Here is a 15,768-nt window from a genome sequence, read left to right as displayed (position 1 = left end):
CTTCATGACAAGGGCGCGCAGCCCGCGGCAGGCGCCGGCAGCGTGAGCACCACCTCGGCGGCGCCTGCCGTCGCGTCCCGCTCACAGGACACCGCATCTCCCAGCCGCGCGCGCAGCGCGGCGCGCGTCCCGGCCGGCAGCGGCCATTTGAAACGCCCGTCGGCGCCGCTGAGCACGCCAATCTCGGCCAGCGGCCGGGGCGGACGCTCCAGCGAGCGGGCCTCGATCAGCGCCCCCGCCACGGGCCGCCCCGCGCCGTCCACCACCCGCCCCGATACGCCCTGAGCCGCGGCCACCGCAGCGCCGGGGCCGCCGCCCACGCCTGCTGGTACTTGCGGCTGCGCCTGCCGCGCGCAGCCGACGCAGCCCGCCGCAGCCAGCGCCAGCGCCATCGCCGGCAGCCACGCGGCGCGGCGCGCCCGCGGCCTCACGGCGCGTTCTTCCACGCCGTCAAGTTGGCGGCCACGGACTGGTTGATGCGCGTGCCGCTGTTGGTGGGGCCGAAATCTGCGTAGGCGTGTATGGCCACCACGCAGGTACCGAAGCAGTTGGCCTTGCTGGCGCCGCGGTCGGCTTCTATCACCGGTGCGCCGCTCTGGCCGCCGGCGGTGTCTATGCCGTAGTGCATCTTGCGCTGCTCGGTGGAGAGGATGTTGCCGGCGCCGCCCCACATCGTCCCCTTGGGCTTGTCACCGGGATAGCCGACCACCAGCACCGCCAGGCCGGTCTGCGAGTCGGCCGTGGCGTAGTAGCCGAACCAGCCCGTGGTCTCGCCGATGGAGCAGTTGAGCTTGATGGCGCCGTAGTCGAAGTCTTCGCGCCCCTCCTCCGTCCACTTGGCCACGGCGTACAGCCGCCGCGCGCCGCAGGAGCCGAAGGGCGCCAGCCCGTTGTTGAAGGCGGGATAGAACTTGACGTCGCGGCTCCAGCTGCCGCCGGCGCCTTCGTGCACGCAGTGGCCGGCCGTGGCCACGGTGTCCTTGCTGATCAGGAAAGCGGTGCAGGAGAACTCGAATCCCCCTTGCGTGAAAGTCAGGAAGCCGATGGCCCGATAGGGAAAGCCGGATTCCCGGGGATACAGCCGAAAGCGCCGGTCGGGGCCGACCACCGCCTCGGGTTGGGCGCGGTCGCCGCCCGCGCGCGCGTAAGGCGGCAGCTTGGGCTGGTAGCGGCTGCGGAAGTCCGCCAAGGCCGCGCCGGAGAGCGTGAAGGCCGGGAACTCGGCCTTGGCGTCCGGCGCCGCGCCCTCGCGCAACGCCCCAGCGAAGGACGCCCCCGTGTCGGCCGAGAGTGCCGCCAGCACGCTGCCGTCGCTGCTGACCGTGCGCTGCACGTCCGCCTGCGCCTGCACGGCACCGGCCGCGCTCAACAGGGCGACAGCCGCCCATCGCGCCGAGCGGCGCGCCCGCATTGTTCTTACTTCCATGTCCTCGTCTCCCGTGACGACACGCCCGCAAGGGCTCGACGCAGCGTGGAGCAGGCGGCGCGCCCGCCAGGCTCAAGGCCGTGTCATGGCGAGCGTGGAAGCGGCGTGCGCGTTCAGCCCGGCACCAGCTCCAGCGTCGCCACCGTGCCGCCGCCCTCCTGGGAAGCCATGGTCAGCGTGCCGTCCATGGCCTCGGCCAGCCGGCGCGAGATCACCAGGCCCAACCCGGTGCCCGGGATGGACGTGCGCTCGCGGCCGGCGCGAGCAAAAGGTTGAAACACCTGCTGCAACTGCTGCTGTGTCATGCCGATGCCGTCGTCGGCCAGCCGCACCCGCACGCGGCCCTGCACGCGCTCGGCCGTCACGCGCAGCTCGCCGCCCGGGCGGTTGTACTTGATGGCGTTGGAGACGAGGTTGGAGAGGATTTGCCGCAGCCGCGTCGGGTCGGCGCGCACCTGCAGCCCGGCCGGCACGTCCTCCAGCAGGCTGACCTGCTGCGCGCGCGCCTGCGGCATGAGCAGCGACAGCGCCAGTTGCACGCATTGCGCCAGCGGCACGGTTTCCATCTCCACGCGCAACTGGCCCTCATGGGCGCGTTGCAGCACCAGCAGGTCATCCACCATGGCCAGCAGGTGGCGGCCGGCCTCCTCGATGTGCTGCAGGTACTGCTCCGACTTGGACTGCTTGGCCTCGAAGGGCGTGAGGCGCAGCAACTGCGTGAAGCCCAGCACCGCGTTGAGCGGCGTGCGCATCTCGTGGCTCACGCGCGAGAGCAGTTGCGCCTGCGCGTGCTGCTGCGCCTCGCGCAGCTCCAGGGCGCGGCGCTCGGCCTCCAGCTCGGCGCGCTGCCGCTGGGCCAGTTTCTGGTCGCTGATGTCCTGCACCTGGTAGAGCAGGCGCGGCGAGGCGTCGTGCGGCTCCAGCAGCGACACGCTCACCTGCGTCCACACCACGGCGCCGTCGGCGCGCAGGTAGCGCTTCTCGAACTGCACGCTGCGGCTGCTGCCGTCGCACAGCGCGCGCAGGTGGGAGGACTCGACCGCGGCATCGTCCGGATGCGTGAGCGCGCCGTGCGCGCGGCCCTGCAGCGCCGGCAGCGCCAGGCCCAGCAGCCGCGCCAGCGTCTGGTTGGCCTGCAGCACCTCGCCCAGCAGCGACACCAGCGCCATGCCTTGCGGCGCGTCGTCGAACACATGGCGCCAGCGCTGCTCGCTGTCCAGCAGCTGCTGCTCCATCTGCGAGCGGGCCAGCGCCACTTCTATGCACGCGCGCAGCTCCCCGGGCTGGAACGGTTTGGTCAGATAGCCGTGCGGCGCCGTGCCCACGGCCTGCGCCAGCGTGCCCAGGTCGGTGTGCGAGCTCAGGAAGATCACCGGCATGGCGCCGCCGGCCTGCTTGAGCGCCTCCGCGGCCTGCACGCCGTTGAGCGGGCCGCGGATGTTGATGTCCATGAGCACCAGGTCCGGCAGCTCCCGCGCCGCCAGGGCCAGCGCATCGGCGGCGCTGTCGGCCGGCCCAACCACGCGGTAACCCATGTCCTCCAGTTGCAACTGCAGGTCCAGCGCGATCACCGCATCGTCCTCGACGATCAGGATGGTGACGGCCGGCGCGGCGGCGCGCAGCGTATTGGTAGGCGAGGGACAAAAGTTCATGAAATGCACATGCAGCTTGGCGCCGCCCCCAAGTCAACGGACAGCCAGGCCGCGGCAGTAACATATTGACGCAAAACACGTCCGTTAAGGCAAGCCGACGAGCGCTGGGCGCATGAACGGCGATCTCGGGCGTGAGCCGCCGGCGCGGTGCGCCGCGCAAAAACGTTCAAGGCGCGCGCCAAGTCACCTGCGGGCGCTGCAGCGGGCATGTCCATAAAACGTGGGAATAAAAAATGGAAAAGCCCGTCGAGGGCTGGAGGCGAGCGTGCGCGAATGTTGCGCACGCTTTAACGCTGCCATGTAAATGGCTGCAGCGGTTGCGCCGAAAATGCACGTTATTCCTGGGTATGGGCCCGGGCCGGTCCTGGTAGTGCAGCCGCCGAGGCCGAAATTAATGAGCCGGCGTGAGCAAAAGCGCCTGCGCGCTGTTGTATGTTGCAGGGCGTGAACGCAGAAACCCTGTTCCCTTCCGATCCCTTGCGGCCCAGCGACGCCGAGCGCTGGCGAGACGACCCCGTGGGCATGAGCCTGCCCAAGCTCTCGCCGCGCTCGCGCCAGCTCTACACGACCTACTGGCTGGCGTGGCGGCGCTTCCTGGCCGGGCGCGAGGTGCCGCTGGAGGCGGCCACGCCCATAGAGGCCGTGGCCTTCCTGGCCGGCGAGCGCCTGAACCCCACCACCCAGGCGCGCTACCGCCGCGTGCTGGGCCAGGTGCACGCGGGCGGCGTGATGTGCGGGGCGCTGCCGCCGGGCAACCCGTTCGAGGACCTGGGCAACGAGGTGCCGCGGCGCGAGCAGCCGCGCTCGGTGGCGTTCACGCCCGCGGAGCGCGCGCAACTGCTGCTGCGGCTGGAGCACTGGCATCCGCTGGAAGTGCAGGCCCAGCGGGACCGGCTGCTGATCGCGCTGCTGCTGGGCGAAGGTTTCACGTTGTCCGAAACGGCCGGCGCGCGCGTGGAGCACCTTGGGCGCGACGAGGCGGGCGTGTGGTCGCTGGAAATCGGCGGCCCGCGGCGCAGCCAGTGGCGCACGCTGCAGTTGAGCGAGCTCACGGCCGACGCGCTGGCGGCCTGGCTGCCGCGGCTGCCCAAGCCGGAAACGCCGCTCATCCCCGCGCTGCCGCAGATGCGCGCGCCGCTGAGCCGCCAGCCCGCCTTCCGCGCCGTGCAGGCTTTCCTGAACGTCGCGCTGCAGGACGGCGTGCTGCGCCGCCTGCCCGGCGACACGGGCCCGGCCGCGCTGCGCAACAGCGCCATCGTCGCCTGGCTCAGCGAGGGCGTGCCGCACGCCGAGGTGCTGCGCCGCGCCGGGCTGCAGCGCCTGGACGCGCTGGACCGCCTGGCCCCCATGCTGGACGACCGCACCCGCGACGCCCTGTTCGCCACCCACCGCGCCCAGGACGCCGCCGGCGTGCCCCACGCGCCGGTGGAACCGGCCGCCGACGCGTGACGGCCGCGCCCCTGGCACGCACGCCGCGCCCGCACGCATGAACGCCCCGCCGCTGAACCCCGGCTGGCTGCACACCGTGCTGCGCGCGCGCGGCCTGCCGCTGCTGCCGATGGAGACGCTGCGCGAGGCCGTGGCGCAGTTGCGGCCGGAGCAGTCGCAGGCGCTGGGCCGCGCCTGCCTGGCGCTGCAGTCCGGCACGGACAGCGTGGCGCAGATGAGCGACCTGGCCGACTTCGTCCGCTGCAGCCGCCCCGAGCACCGCGCCGCGCTGCGGGCCGCGGGCCTGTCGGACGACGTGGGCCAGGTGCTGGCGGCGCTGCAGCTCCTGGGCAGCCAGGCCTTCTTCGCCGCGCTGCGCGCCTTGCCGGACGAAGCGGCCGTGGCGCAGTTGTGGCCGCACCTGCAGCCGCCCGCGCCGCCCAGGAAAGCGGCGGTGGACGACGAGGCCGCCGCGCCCAGCCTGGATGCCGGCTGGCCTGACGACGACTGGCCGCCGCCGGAGCCGCACGACGACGCGCCCTGGCCTGCCCCGGAGCCGCCCCCGCCGCCCGCCCCTGCCGCCACGAATGGCGCGCCGGCCTCCGGCACGCCAGCGGCCCAGTCCGGCGCCCGCGTGCTGCCGCGCGGCCACCATGTCTATGGCGCCAAGGCAGCACTGCGCGTGGAGCTGGACCACTGGCGTACCGACGACCCCGTGCGCCGCCACACGCTGCGGCTGGAGGTGGCCGGCGCGCTGGCCGAGCGCCGCTACGACTGGGAGCACAAGATCGCGGTACAGCTCACCGCGCGCGAGCTGCCCGCCTTCGCCGCCGTGATGCTCAACCTGCTGCCGCAGTTGCAGGCGCAGGGGCACGGCGTGCTCAACGACAAGTGGTTCGAGCTGCGCCGCCAGTCCGGCGGCGTGCTGGTTCGCGTGGGCCAGGCGCGGCGCGGCTTTGCCGTGCCCGTGGGCGCGGGCGACCTCTACGAGCTCACGCTGCTGGCGCTGGACGCCCTCAAGGCCAATGCGCCCCAGACCGACACGGCGCAGGTGATGGCGGCGCTGCAATCGCTGGCGGGCTGACGCAGGCGTTAGACCGTCTAACACCGCGTTCAGGGGACCGCATCGCGCCCGCCGCGGCCTGTCAAGCGCCTGGCCTGAAGCCGCCTTCCCGTACATCCCGGCCGCGTTGGCGGCTGGCCTAGAACACCCCCAGCGCCAAGCCCGCCGCCAGCGCCGCGCCCAACTCGCGGCAGCGCTCCAGGTCCGCGACGTCCAGCCGCTTGGGCGCCGCGATGGCCTGCGGCGTCTGCGCCCGCGTGCAGACGATGAGCGGCGGCGCCACCGCCTTCAGGCGCCAGCCGGTGGCGATGCGCTCCAGTTGCCGCGCCGCGCCCTGCCCGTCGCTGCCCGCGCACACCAGCACCGCGCAGGGCCGGCCCTGCAGCCGCTCCAGCAGGGGGTAGTAGCAGCGGTCGAACAAATCCTTCATCTGCCCGGCCATGGTGCCCAGCATCTCCGGCGTGGCGAAGATGAAGCCGTCGGCGGCCAGCAGGTCCTGGGGGCCGGCCTGCGGCGGCTGCAGCAGGCGCACCTGCACGCCTGCCTCGCCGCGCGCGCCGTCGGCGGCGGCCTGTGCCATCTGCCGCGTGCCGCCGGTGAAGGAGGTGTAGACGACGAGCAGCGTCTTCATCGCGGGCGGCGGCCGGCGCGCCGCGCTGGGGTGCCGGGGCCGCTCATGACGTGGGCAGGCTGGAGAGGTGCTCCGTGCCGCTTTCAGGCAGCCACACCTCGCCGCGGCGGCCGTGGATCTGGCGCACGTTGGCGTCTGCGCGCGGGAAGCGCCAGGACTCGAACTGCTCCTTCACCCCAAGCCGGCCGCGGCTGTCGCGAATGCCGGTGCGCCGCTGCGTGGCGCCCAAGGGCCACGAGCGCAGCGCGGCCGGCTCGGCCGCGGCGCTTGGGCGGGCGGCGAACGCCGCGGCGGCCAGCGCCAGCCCCTGGCGCCTGGTGAATGCGTGCATGTGCAGCTCCTGCAAGCGCTCGCCGGCCCCGCGGGCCCGGCGAAGCGGCCCATTGTGCGTGGCCGCCGCAGCCACGGCGGCCGTGGCGGCATGGCGGCAGCGGGCGTCCTTCGCGCCGGCCGGCCGGGCGACACTGGCAGCCCCAGGAACATCGCTTGCACCCTTTCCGACATGAGTTTCACACCCCACTACGCCGCCGTCGAACCCACCCGCGCCGAGGTCGATGCGCTTGCCGGCACCACCGTGCTGGAGTTCGGCGCGTCCTGGTGCGGCTTCTGCATGGCGGCGCAGGCCGACATCGCGCAGGCGCTGGACGCCGTGCCCGCCGTGCGCCACCTGCGCGTGGAAGACGGCAAGGGCCGGCCGCTGGGCCGGTCGTTCAAGGTGAAGCTGTGGCCCACGCTGGTGATGCTGCAAGACGGGCAGGAAGTCGCCCGCGTCGTGCGCCCGCAGGGCGTGGAGGACATACGCCAGGCGCTGCGCAAGCTGGGCTCGCCGGACGGCTTGGCGGACTGACACAACGACGGGCGGCTGCGTGCCCGCGGCCCAGGCCTCTGGACCAGGCCGCGGGGACGCGCTAGTCGTCGTCCCCCATGAAGGCTTCGCGGAAGGCCTCGCAGAAATCAGCGTGGCCCGCCAGCGTCAGCGTCAGCGTGTGGCGCAGGGTCTCGCTGCCCACGCTCTCGCGCTCGAAGCGGCGCGCGCCGGGAAAGTAGCGCACGCGCTGCTGCGTGCTGCTTTCGCTGGTGGCCTGCAGGTCCAGGTCCCAAACAAAACCCTCGTCCAGCGGGCCGGGGCCGTCGGGAAAGGTGGCGTGGGCCCAGTCCAGCACCTGCGCGATCTCCTCCTCCAGCGCCGGCAGCGCGCGCGGCACCACGGAAGCCATGGCGTCGAAGCTGCCGCCGCCGTCGTCGGCCTCGCTGAAATCAAAGGTCAGGTAGCTCAGTGCCATGCCGGGGCTCGTTTCGGGTCGTCTTTCGGCCGGAGTCTGCCACCGGAAAGCAGCGCTCCCATCCAGGCCGCAGGACTGGCGCCGGTTGGAAAGGCTGGTTGAACGTGCCGGAACGCGCCCGGAACGCACCCATGGAGCGGGCAGGCTTGCGCGCTGAGGCACCATCGCGGCCATGAACCAATCCCTTGCACGGCCCACGATGAACCTGGACCTGTTCGAGGACGCGCCGCAGAGCGCAGGCGCGCTGGAGTTCCAGCGCGCGCTGCACGGCTGGCTGCGCGCCAGCCAGCAGGCCGGACAGGTGCGGCGCGACTCCTCGGCCTCGGTGTACGAGGCGATGTGGACGGCCCTGGCGCAGTGGTGCGTGGGCCGCGGCATCGCGCTGGACGAGATCACGGCCGCGGACCTGGACGCCTACATCGCCTCGCGCGGCGGCTTCGACGAGCTCAGCGCCCGCTACGCGCTGCGGCTGCTGCGGCTGGTGGAGCGCGTCATGGAGCACCGGCGCCTCACGCGCGGCGCGCCCGTGAACCGCGCCGCCACCGAGCTGATCGCCTCGCGCGCCGAAGTGCGCTTTGCCGGCTCGCACGGGCGCGACCCGCTGCCGGACGTGCTCAGCGCCACCGAGGCCAAGCGGCTCGTGGTCTACCTCTGCGACAGCCGCCCGCTCGGCGGTGGCGCCAGCTATTGGCAGGACTTGCGCAACCGCGCCTCCGTGGCGCTGATGTTGGGCGCGGGCCTGACGCCGGGCGACGTGCGCGCGCTCACGCTGGAGGGCGTCATTTGCGAGGGCGGCCCCGTGGCCGGGCTGCCCTGGAAGCTGCGGCTGCCCGGCAACGGCAACTCCCCCGCGCGCGAGACGCCCATGGCGCCTTGGGCGGCGCGGCTGCTGGCGGCGTGGCTGCAGGTGCGCAGCCAGCAGCGCATCCCGGGGCCCATGTGCTTTCCCTCCACCAAGACCAGCGGCAAGGCCTGGGGCAAGGTCGCGCAGTACACGGCCGCGCGCACCGTGCTGCTGGCCGCGGGCATAGAGGACGTGGAAGGCGGCAGCTACAAGCTGCGCCACACCTTCGCGCTGCGCCAGTTGCGCAAGGGCAAGCCGGCCACGGAGGTGGCGCGCTGGTTAGGTTTGAGCGACCCGGCCATGATGGAGCGGTACAGGCGCATCCTGGTCTCGCCGGTCGAGCTGGCTTGAAACTGGCCCGCGAACCGGCCGCACAGAGGGCCTGACGCAGCGCGCAAGCGGCGGCCACACGGCCGGCGCGGGGCCCGCGGGCGCCACGGCCGCGGCTCAGCCGGCCGGCAGCGCCTGGCGCGTCTTGAGCGCCACGTCCTGCAGCCACGGATGCGCGTCCCAATGGCGGCGGGCGAACTGCTCGATCTGGGCACGCTGCGTGAGCGTAAGGCCGATCACGTCCAGCCCCTCCATGAGCATGCGGCGGTGGCGCGCGGAGAGGCTGAAGCCGGCGTGCACGCCGGCGCTGCGCACCGTCATGGTTTCCAGGTCGATGCGCACGGCGTTGCGCGACGGGTCGTCCGCATCGGCCATGAGGGCGGCGACGTCCTGCGCCGGCAACATGGCCAGCAGCAGGCCGTTGTTCATGGCGTTGGAATAGAAGATCTCGCCGAAGCTGGGCGCGATCACGGCGCGTATGCCGAACTGCTGCAGGCCCCACACGGCGTGCTCGCGGCTGGAGCCGCAGCCGAAGTTGGCGCCGCCTACCAGGATGGAGGCGCCCGCGTAGTCCGGCCGGTTCAGGACGAAGGCCGGCCGCTCGCGCCCCTGGGCGTCGCGGCGCAGGTCGTACAGCAGGCCGGCGGCCAGGCCCGCCTTGTCGATGCCGCGCAGGAACTGCTTGGGCATGATCTGGTCGGTGTCCAGGTTTTCGATGCGCAGCGCCGCGGCGCGGCCTTCGATGAGGTGTTGGTCAGCCATGGAGGCGCTCCAGCTTGCGGACGTCGGTGATGGCGCCGGTGACGGCGGCGGCCGCCGCCATGGCGGGGCTCATCAGGTGGGTGATGGCGCCGCGGCCCTGGCGTCCTTCGAAATTGCGGTTGGTGGTGGAGGCGCAGCGCACGCCGGGCGCCAGCACGTCGTCGTTCATGGCCAGGCACATGGAGCAGCCGGGCTTGCGCCACTCGAAGCCGGCGGCGGTGAGCAGCGCCGCGATGCCCTCGCCTTCGGCCTGCGCCATCACCGCGCCCGAGCCCGGGACGACCATGGCCCGCACGCCCGGCGCCACGCGGCGGCCGCGCACCACGTCGGCCACCGCCCTCAAATCCTCGATGCGGCCGTTGGTGCAGGAGCCGATGAAGACGTGCTGAACGGGCGTGCCCTCCAGCGGCGCGTCCGGTGACAGCGCCACGTAGCGCAGCGCCTGCTCGGCGCTGCCGCGCTCGGCACCTGCCGGGAGCCGCTCGGGGTTGGGCACGCGGCCATCCACGGGGATGACCTGGTCGGGGCTGGTGCCCCAGGTGACGTGCGGCGCGACCTCGCCGGCATGGAAGCGGTGCTCGGCGTCGAAGCGCGCGTCGGCGTCGCTGTGCAGCGTGCGCCAGTGCGCCAGGGCCGCCTCGCGCACGGCGCCGGTGATGTCGCCCGCGCGCTGCAGCACGTAGGCGATGGCCGCGTCGTCCGGTGCAACCAGCGCGCCGCGCGCGCCGGCTTCCACGGCCATGTTGCACAGCGTGAAGCGGGCCTCGACGGACAGCGCGTCAATGGCGCTGCCGCAGAACTCCACCACGTAGCCGCGCGCGCCCTGGGCGCCGATGCGGCCGATGATCATCAGGATCAGGTCCTTGGCCGTGGCGCCCGCGGGCAGCTCGCCGTCCACGCGTATGCGCATGGACAACGCCAGCCGGTAGACCAGCGTCTGCGTGGCCAGCACGTGCTCCACCTCCGAGGTGCCTATGCCGAAGCCCAGCGCGCCCAGCGCGCCATAGGTGGTGGTGTGGCTGTCGCCGCAGATCACGACCATGCCGGGACGGATCATCCCGTGCTCCGGCGACACGACGTGCTCTATGCCCTGCAGGCGGTCGTTGGTGTCGAACAGCGGGATGCCGTGGCGCTCGCAATTGCGCTTGAGGTTGCTGGCCTGCAGCGCGGAGGCCGGGTCGGCAATGACGCGTTCAGCCACCGGGTGCGTGGGGATGATGTGGCTCACCACCGCCACGTTCTGGCCGGGCACGGGCACGTCGCGGCCGGCGGCGTGCAGCCCGGCGAAGGCCTGCGGGCTGGTGTATTCGTTCATCAGGTGCAGGTCGCAGAACAGCAGCACGTTCTGCTCGTCCAGGATGGCGACGGTGTGCGACTCGACCAGCTTGGCGTAGAGCGTTTTGGAAGTCATGGTTTACAAGCCCGTCGGGGCTCAGCGGTCTTCGGAAGGTTCGGACAGGAAAGGCAGCGCGTGCGCGAGCAGCGCCTCGGGGGCCTCTTCGGGGATGTAGTGGCCGCAGGGCAGCGGCTGGCCGCGCACGTCGGCGGCCACGCGGCGCCACTCGGCGAGCGGCTGGAAGCAGCGGTGCACCACGCCCTGCTCGCCCCACAGCGCCAGCAGCGGCATGGGCAGGCGGCGGCCGGCGTCGCGGTCGGCGCGGTCGTGGGCCAGGTCGATGCCGGCGGCGGCGCGGTAGTCCTCGCACAGGCCGTGGGCGGCGCCGGGCAGCGCGAGGCAGCGGGCGTACTCGGCCAGGGCGCGGGGGTCGAAGGGGGCCAGGCCCGCGCTGCGGCGGCCCATCACGTCGCGCAGGTAGGCGGTGGGGTCGGCTTCGATGAGCCGCTCCGGCAGCGGCGCGGGCTGGATCAGGAAGAACCAGTGCCAGTAGGCGCGTGCGAAGGTTTCACTCGTCTGCTCGTACATGGCCAGCGTGGGCGCGATGTCCAGCAGCGCCAGGCGCGACACGGCCTGCGGGTGGTCGGCCGCGAGGCGGTGGGCCACGCGGGCGCCGCGGTCGTGGGCCAGCACGGCAAAGCGGTCGTGGCCCAGGGCCTGCATCAGCCGCAGCACGTCGCGCGCCATCACACGCTTGGCGTAGTTGCCGTGGTCCGCGTCGCCCGCGGGTTTACAGGAGTCGCCATAGCCGCGCAGGTCGGCCAGCACCAGGGTGAAGCGCTGCGCCAGCGCGGGCGCCACCCGGTGCCAGATGGCGTGCGTCTGCGGGTGGCCGTGCAGCAGCAGCAGCGGTGGGCCCTCGCCGCCGGTGAGGGCGTGGATGGTCATGCCGGCGTCGGTTTCGACGTCGCGGGCCTGGAAGCCGGGGAACAGTGGGGCGTCGCTCATGGCGCTGTTCACTCCGCGGTGATGCCGCGTTCCTTGACCAGCTTGGCCCACTGCGGCATTTCTTTTTCCAGCCGGGCGCGGGCCTCGGCCGGCGTGGACGGCGTGGGGTCGTAGCCCTCGCGCGTCATGCGCTCCTTGAGGGCGGGCGAAGCCAGCGCCTTGCCCAGCGAGGCGTTGAGCTTCTCAATGACGGGCTGCGGCGTGCCGGCGGGCGCGAAGACCATGAACCAGGTCTCGAAGGCGTAGTTGGGCAGGCCGGCCTCGGCGATGGTGGGCACGTTGGGCATGAGGGGCGAGCGTTTCGCCCCCGTCACGCCCAGCGCGCGCAGCTTGCCGGTCTGGACTTGCTGCTGCGCGGCGGAGAGCACGGGAAAGCTCATGTCCACCTGGCCGCCGATGGTGTCGGCCAGGGCCGGGCCGCCGCCGCGGTAGGGAATGTGGGTGATGGCCGTGCCGGAGACACCCTTGAACAGCTCGGCGGCCATGTGGAAGGTGCTGCCCGGGCCGGCCGAGCCGTAGGTGAGCTTGCCCGGCTGCGCCTTGAGCAGCGCCAGCAGCGCCTTCACGTCCTTGGCGGGCAGGTTGTTGTTGACCACCAGCACGTGCTGGGAGCTGGCCACCAGGCCTATGGGCGCCAGGTCCTTGAGCGTGTCGTAGGGCATCTTGGGGAAGAGCGCCGGGTTGATGGCCAGCGACACGGTCTGCAGGCCGATGGTGTAGCCGTCGGCCTTGGATTTAGATACCGCGTCCACGCCCAGGTTGCCGCCGGCGCCGGCCTTGTTCTCGATGAACACCGTGCCGCCCAGCGCCTTGGCCCATTCGTCGGAGATCAGCCGCGCGGCGATGTCGGCGCTGCCGCCGGGCGCATAAGGGACGACGAGCTTGATGGCCCGCTCCGGGTAGGTCTGCGCTTGGGCCGCGGTGGCGGCCAGCGCAGACAGTGCGGCCAGGGCGGCGAGCGCGCTTCGGCGTTGCATGGCTTGTCTCCTGTGTCTTGTGGAAGCGATGGGGAGATGCTATCCATGAACCCAAGTCGCATAATTTCTTCTTCTGAACTTCTTTCGTTCTTTAAATTCACCAATGGATGCCTTCTCTGATCTGACCTTCTTCAGCCTGGTCGTCAAGCAAGGCAGCTTGGCGGCCGCTGCGCAGGAGCTGGGCGTGACGCCTTCGAGCGTGAGCAAGCGGCTGGCGGCGCTGGAGCAGCGCCTGGGCGTGCGGCTGCTGCACCGCACCACCCGCCGCATCGGCCTCACGCCGGAGGGCGAAACCTATCTGGTGGAAGGCGCCCGGGTGCTGGAGGAGCTGGAAACGCTGGAGCGCACGGTGGCCGGCAGCCGCGCGCAGCCCAAGGGGCTGCTGCGCGTGAGCGGCACGCTGGGGTTTGGCAGGCGGCACTTGGCCCCTGCCCTGTCGGCCTTCGCGCTGCGCTATCCGGAGGTGGAAGTGCAACTGCACCTGGCCGATAAACCCATCAACCTGGTCGAGCAGGGTTTTGACTTGCAGGTGCGCTTTGGCGAGTTGCCCGATGCGCGGCTGACGGCGCGGCGGCTGGCGCTGAACCGGCGCGCGCTGCTGGCGGCGCCGGCTTACCTGGCGCGCGCGGGCGAGCCGGCCACGCCACGCGACCTGGCGCAGCACGCGTGCATCTTCATTCGCGAGGGCGACGAAACCTTCGGCACCTGGCATTTGAGCCAGGGCAGCCGGCAGGAAACCGTGAAGGTGCGCGGGCCGCTGAGCACTAACGACGGGGAGACGGCGCTGGGGTGGGCGCTGGCGGGGCACGGGATTTTGATGCGCTCGCTGTGGGACGCGGCGGCGCATGTGCGGGCTGGTGCGCTTCAAGTCGTGCTGCCGGAGTGGAGCCTGCCTTCGGCGGATATCTATGCGGTGTTTCCTACGCGTAGCCACCTTTCGGCGAAGACGCGGGCGTTGGTGGATTTTTTGGTGGAGTGGTTTGAGGAGCGGCCGGTGGGGGGCGACGGGAGCTGAGGGGCGCGGGAGGCGTCAATTGGTCGGCATGGGGTGCCGGAAAGAAATATTGTTTTCTCGGGGGCTGTCATCAAGCAGCGAGGCGGCCAACCCGGGGGCGCCATTCGTTTCATAGGGCGGCGGGTGGAGATGGCCTGGACCGGCGGTGGAAGATCAATTTGGCGGCTAGGCTTCCTTTTGCGTGGAGGCCCGCGCTTGTCGTTCAATGGCGAAGCAGGAAAAGAATTTCGTGACTTATTCAACGCCCATTTGTCCATCCGTAGTTTTTTTAAGCGGCTTAATGCACTATAGACAGACCCGAAACGGAAAGCGACCTGGCCACCTTGCCGAGGCGGGCCATGGAACAGATGATTGGGACTTTGAGTTGTTTAGGCCGCATTGGTGTGCTGTTACCGAGCGGGTCAATTAACGTTGGGTGTTGCAGGCGTCATGAGTAATCGGTCCGTTTCGTTTCCGAACTGCGCTGCGGTATTCGCCGGGGGTGGCACGCGTGACATATCGCTTACGGGCGACCGCCCAGTTGGCATTTCTGGCGAGCGGCGCTACGAAAATCGGTGCGGGGCTGGCTAGCCTCTTTGGCCTGCGCAATCCTAGGGGCCAAATGTGTTTCTGGCCACTCCCAGCCTTGCTTTCCAGCGGGCCGGAAAAGCTACGCTTTTTCCGGCCCGCTGAACTCACACGTTATGCATCCATTGGGAGGTGGCGTGGCCAACAAATTTGAAATATCCGGCCATTTTTATGAGCTTTCTGGCCTGAAATGCCGCAGGTATCTGAACATAAAAACAGTAGGGACTAATTTAAACCAACCAGACATTATGGTTGTAATGATGAACCCCGGTTCGTCTTACCCATTAGATGGCATTGATAACAATAATGCTCCAAGTGAAGCCCACCCCGATCCAACCCAGGATCAGATCATGGCAGTAATGAACAACGTGGGCTTAAATTTTGCGCGCATTCTCAACTTATCCGATGCGCGTCAGCCCAGCAGCAAGGAGTTTTACAAATTCCTCAAATCAAGCAACGCCAACTCCATCCCTCATTCAATATTCCATCAATCTAGACATAAAGAGTTTTTAAATCTATTTCGCCAACGCGTGCCTGTCATTTATGGATGGGGAGTTGATTCCAATCTTGAGGCGTTGGCAAGAAAGGCCATCAACCAAATCTCTGAAAGCAATCCAATTGGTATAAGAAAAAACGGGGTTGAGTGGGCCTACTATCATCCTCTGCCGAGAATCCACACCAAGCAGGTGGAGTGGGTCGATACGGTCTCATCATTGCTATCAAATGCATAACATGTCGCTTAAGTGGGACAGGCCAAGAGCCGCACTTTTGCCCTGCCCCTTGACTTTACATTAGGGAACCTTATGGGCTACACGTTTTACGGGGATCTCCTTGGCATCTCTGCCATGTACAAGCTATCTCCTGGCTTGGCGAAAGAGAAGCTCAATGAGTTCTACAGCACCACATTTCTCAACGTCGACAACGAATGGATTTCGGCAAGTGGTAGCCGAATTATGATGTTCAGTGACAGTTTTTTTATGTGGGGCTCTGATGAGCGAGGCGCCTTGCGGGAACTTGGGCTGCTATATCTCAAACTGTTGCACCGGGGGCTGCTTCTGCGTGGCGCCATTGTTGATGGCGTCTTGGAATTCGAGCCACGATTGGAGCGTGACAATTTTCAAAAATTTCTGCCGAACGACGACACCCTAGCGAGAGCTGTGGGGCTTGAGAGCACTCACAAGGGCGCACGCCTTCTCATCGAAAGCGACCTTGCGGTTCGCTTGCTGCAATCGGTCCCCTCTTGGCAGTCCGCGGATGGCTATGTCCGTGAACCGAAACCGGGGAATTCGCATCTCGAATATAAAAGTCCGTTGAGACGGATTTCGCCAACGCCGGAGGGACACTGCTATGAGTACTTGTATTTCTGGGCTCCAGATCGCCATCTCAACCATCACGCAACTGACTACGATGCGAAGCGCCGGGAGTTAGAGGAAATTCAAAAAATGC

Annotated in this window: 17 protein-coding genes; 7 read left to right on the top strand and 10 right to left on the bottom strand. The window is 69.6% G+C overall.

Going from position 1 to position 15,768, the window contains the following annotated elements:
- Positions 1–2 precede the first annotated feature (2 nt).
- The 3 genes from ALA01S_RS04895 to ALA01S_RS04885 all read right to left on the bottom strand — a co-directional run bounded on the left by ALA01S_RS04895 (position 3) and on the right by ALA01S_RS04885 (position 3,078).
- A complete protein-coding gene (locus tag ALA01S_RS04895) occupies positions 3–431 on the bottom strand; it encodes a carboxypeptidase-like regulatory domain-containing protein (protein ID WP_157118769.1) in 429 nt (142 codons plus the stop codon).
- A complete protein-coding gene (locus tag ALA01S_RS04890; RefSeq protein WP_084267227.1) occupies positions 428–1,426 on the bottom strand; it encodes a trypsin-like serine peptidase in 999 nt (332 codons plus the stop codon). The genes ALA01S_RS04895 and ALA01S_RS04890 overlap by 4 nt, the downstream gene beginning before the upstream one ends.
- 113 nt (positions 1,427–1,539) lie before the next feature.
- Positions 1,540–3,078 (bottom strand): sensor histidine kinase, encoded by a 1,539-nt coding sequence (locus tag ALA01S_RS04885; RefSeq protein WP_157118768.1) that lies wholly within the window; start codon positions 3,076–3,078, stop codon positions 1,540–1,542.
- 444 nt (positions 3,079–3,522) lie between these two features.
- Here ALA01S_RS04885 and ALA01S_RS04880 point away from each other — a divergent pair, with 444 nt between their 5' ends.
- Positions 3,523–4,527, top strand: a complete 1,005-nt coding sequence (locus ALA01S_RS04880) for a tyrosine-type recombinase/integrase (protein ID WP_157118767.1) — start codon at positions 3,523–3,525, stop codon at positions 4,525–4,527.
- Between the two features lie 37 nt (positions 4,528–4,564).
- Complete coding sequence (locus ALA01S_RS04875) at positions 4,565–5,590, top strand: hypothetical protein (protein WP_066332814.1); 1,026 nt, start codon at positions 4,565–4,567, stop codon at positions 5,588–5,590.
- Between the two features lie 118 nt (positions 5,591–5,708).
- On the opposite strand, the gene ALA01S_RS04870 is transcribed toward ALA01S_RS04875, so the two are convergent.
- Positions 5,709–6,200, bottom strand: a complete 492-nt coding sequence (locus tag ALA01S_RS04870) for a flavodoxin family protein (RefSeq protein ID WP_066332805.1) — start codon at positions 6,198–6,200, stop codon at positions 5,709–5,711.
- A 43-nt stretch (positions 6,201–6,243) separates the two neighbouring features.
- The gene (locus ALA01S_RS35415; protein WP_157118766.1) at positions 6,244–6,531 is read right to left on the bottom strand and encodes a hypothetical protein; all 288 of its coding nucleotides are present in this window, start codon (positions 6,529–6,531) and stop codon (positions 6,244–6,246) included.
- Between the two features lie 171 nt (positions 6,532–6,702).
- On the opposite strand from ALA01S_RS35415, the gene ALA01S_RS04860 reads away from it, so the two are divergent.
- Entirely contained in the window at positions 6,703–7,047 is a 345-nt protein-coding gene (locus ALA01S_RS04860) for a thioredoxin family protein (protein ID WP_066332793.1), read from the top strand.
- Positions 7,048–7,108: 61 nt separating this feature from the next.
- On the opposite strand, the gene ALA01S_RS04855 is transcribed toward ALA01S_RS04860, so the two are convergent.
- A complete protein-coding gene (locus ALA01S_RS04855; RefSeq protein WP_066332790.1) occupies positions 7,109–7,483 on the bottom strand; it encodes a hypothetical protein in 375 nt (124 codons plus the stop codon).
- A gap of 172 nt (positions 7,484–7,655) precedes the next feature.
- Here ALA01S_RS04855 and ALA01S_RS04850 point away from each other — a divergent pair, with 172 nt between their 5' ends.
- Entirely contained in the window at positions 7,656–8,678 is a 1,023-nt protein-coding gene (locus ALA01S_RS04850; protein WP_157118765.1) for a tyrosine-type recombinase/integrase, read from the top strand.
- A gap of 96 nt (positions 8,679–8,774) precedes the next feature.
- Here the strand turns inward: ALA01S_RS04850 and leuD are convergent, their stop codons facing one another.
- Genes leuD through ALA01S_RS04830 form a run of 4 tightly spaced genes read right to left on the bottom strand, consistent with a single transcriptional unit; the run spans position 8,775 to position 12,740 of the window.
- A complete protein-coding gene (gene leuD / locus ALA01S_RS04845) occupies positions 8,775–9,419 on the bottom strand; it encodes a 3-isopropylmalate dehydratase small subunit (protein ID WP_066332785.1) in 645 nt (214 codons plus the stop codon).
- Complete coding sequence (gene leuC / locus ALA01S_RS04840; protein WP_066332782.1) at positions 9,412–10,830, bottom strand: 3-isopropylmalate dehydratase large subunit; 1,419 nt, start codon at positions 10,828–10,830, stop codon at positions 9,412–9,414. Before leuC ends, leuD begins: the two co-directional genes overlap by 8 nt.
- 21 nt (positions 10,831–10,851) lie before the next feature.
- Positions 10,852–11,763 carry an alpha/beta fold hydrolase gene (locus tag ALA01S_RS04835; protein WP_066332990.1) on the bottom strand — a complete coding sequence of 304 codons (912 nt, stop codon included), beginning with the start codon at positions 11,761–11,763 and terminating at the stop codon, positions 10,852–10,854.
- Positions 11,764–11,771: 8 nt separating this feature from the next.
- Positions 11,772–12,740: a tripartite tricarboxylate transporter substrate binding protein gene (locus tag ALA01S_RS04830; protein ID WP_066332780.1), complete on the bottom strand. Its 969-nt coding sequence runs from the start codon at positions 12,738–12,740 to the stop codon at positions 11,772–11,774.
- A gap of 103 nt (positions 12,741–12,843) precedes the next feature.
- Here ALA01S_RS04830 and ALA01S_RS04825 point away from each other — a divergent pair, with 103 nt between their 5' ends.
- The 3 genes from ALA01S_RS04825 to ALA01S_RS32570 all read left to right on the top strand — a co-directional run.
- Positions 12,844–13,755 (top strand): LysR family transcriptional regulator, encoded by a 912-nt coding sequence (locus ALA01S_RS04825; protein WP_066332777.1) that lies wholly within the window; start codon positions 12,844–12,846, stop codon positions 13,753–13,755.
- Between the two features lie 704 nt (positions 13,756–14,459).
- Positions 14,460–15,053: a DUF1643 domain-containing protein gene (locus tag ALA01S_RS31475; protein ID WP_169805850.1), complete on the top strand. Its 594-nt coding sequence runs from the start codon at positions 14,460–14,462 to the stop codon at positions 15,051–15,053.
- Positions 15,054–15,065: 12 nt separating this feature from the next.
- On the top strand, positions 15,066–15,768 hold a 703-nt coding region (locus tag ALA01S_RS32570; RefSeq protein WP_157118764.1), incomplete at its 3' end, for a hypothetical protein.

Source organism: Azohydromonas lata NBRC 102462 (assembly GCF_001571085.1).
Lineage (GTDB): Bacteria > Pseudomonadota > Gammaproteobacteria > Burkholderiales > Burkholderiaceae_C > Azohydromonas > Azohydromonas lata.
The sequence above is the reverse complement of the archived record's forward strand: the minus strand, read 5'-3'. Positions and strand labels throughout refer to the sequence as shown.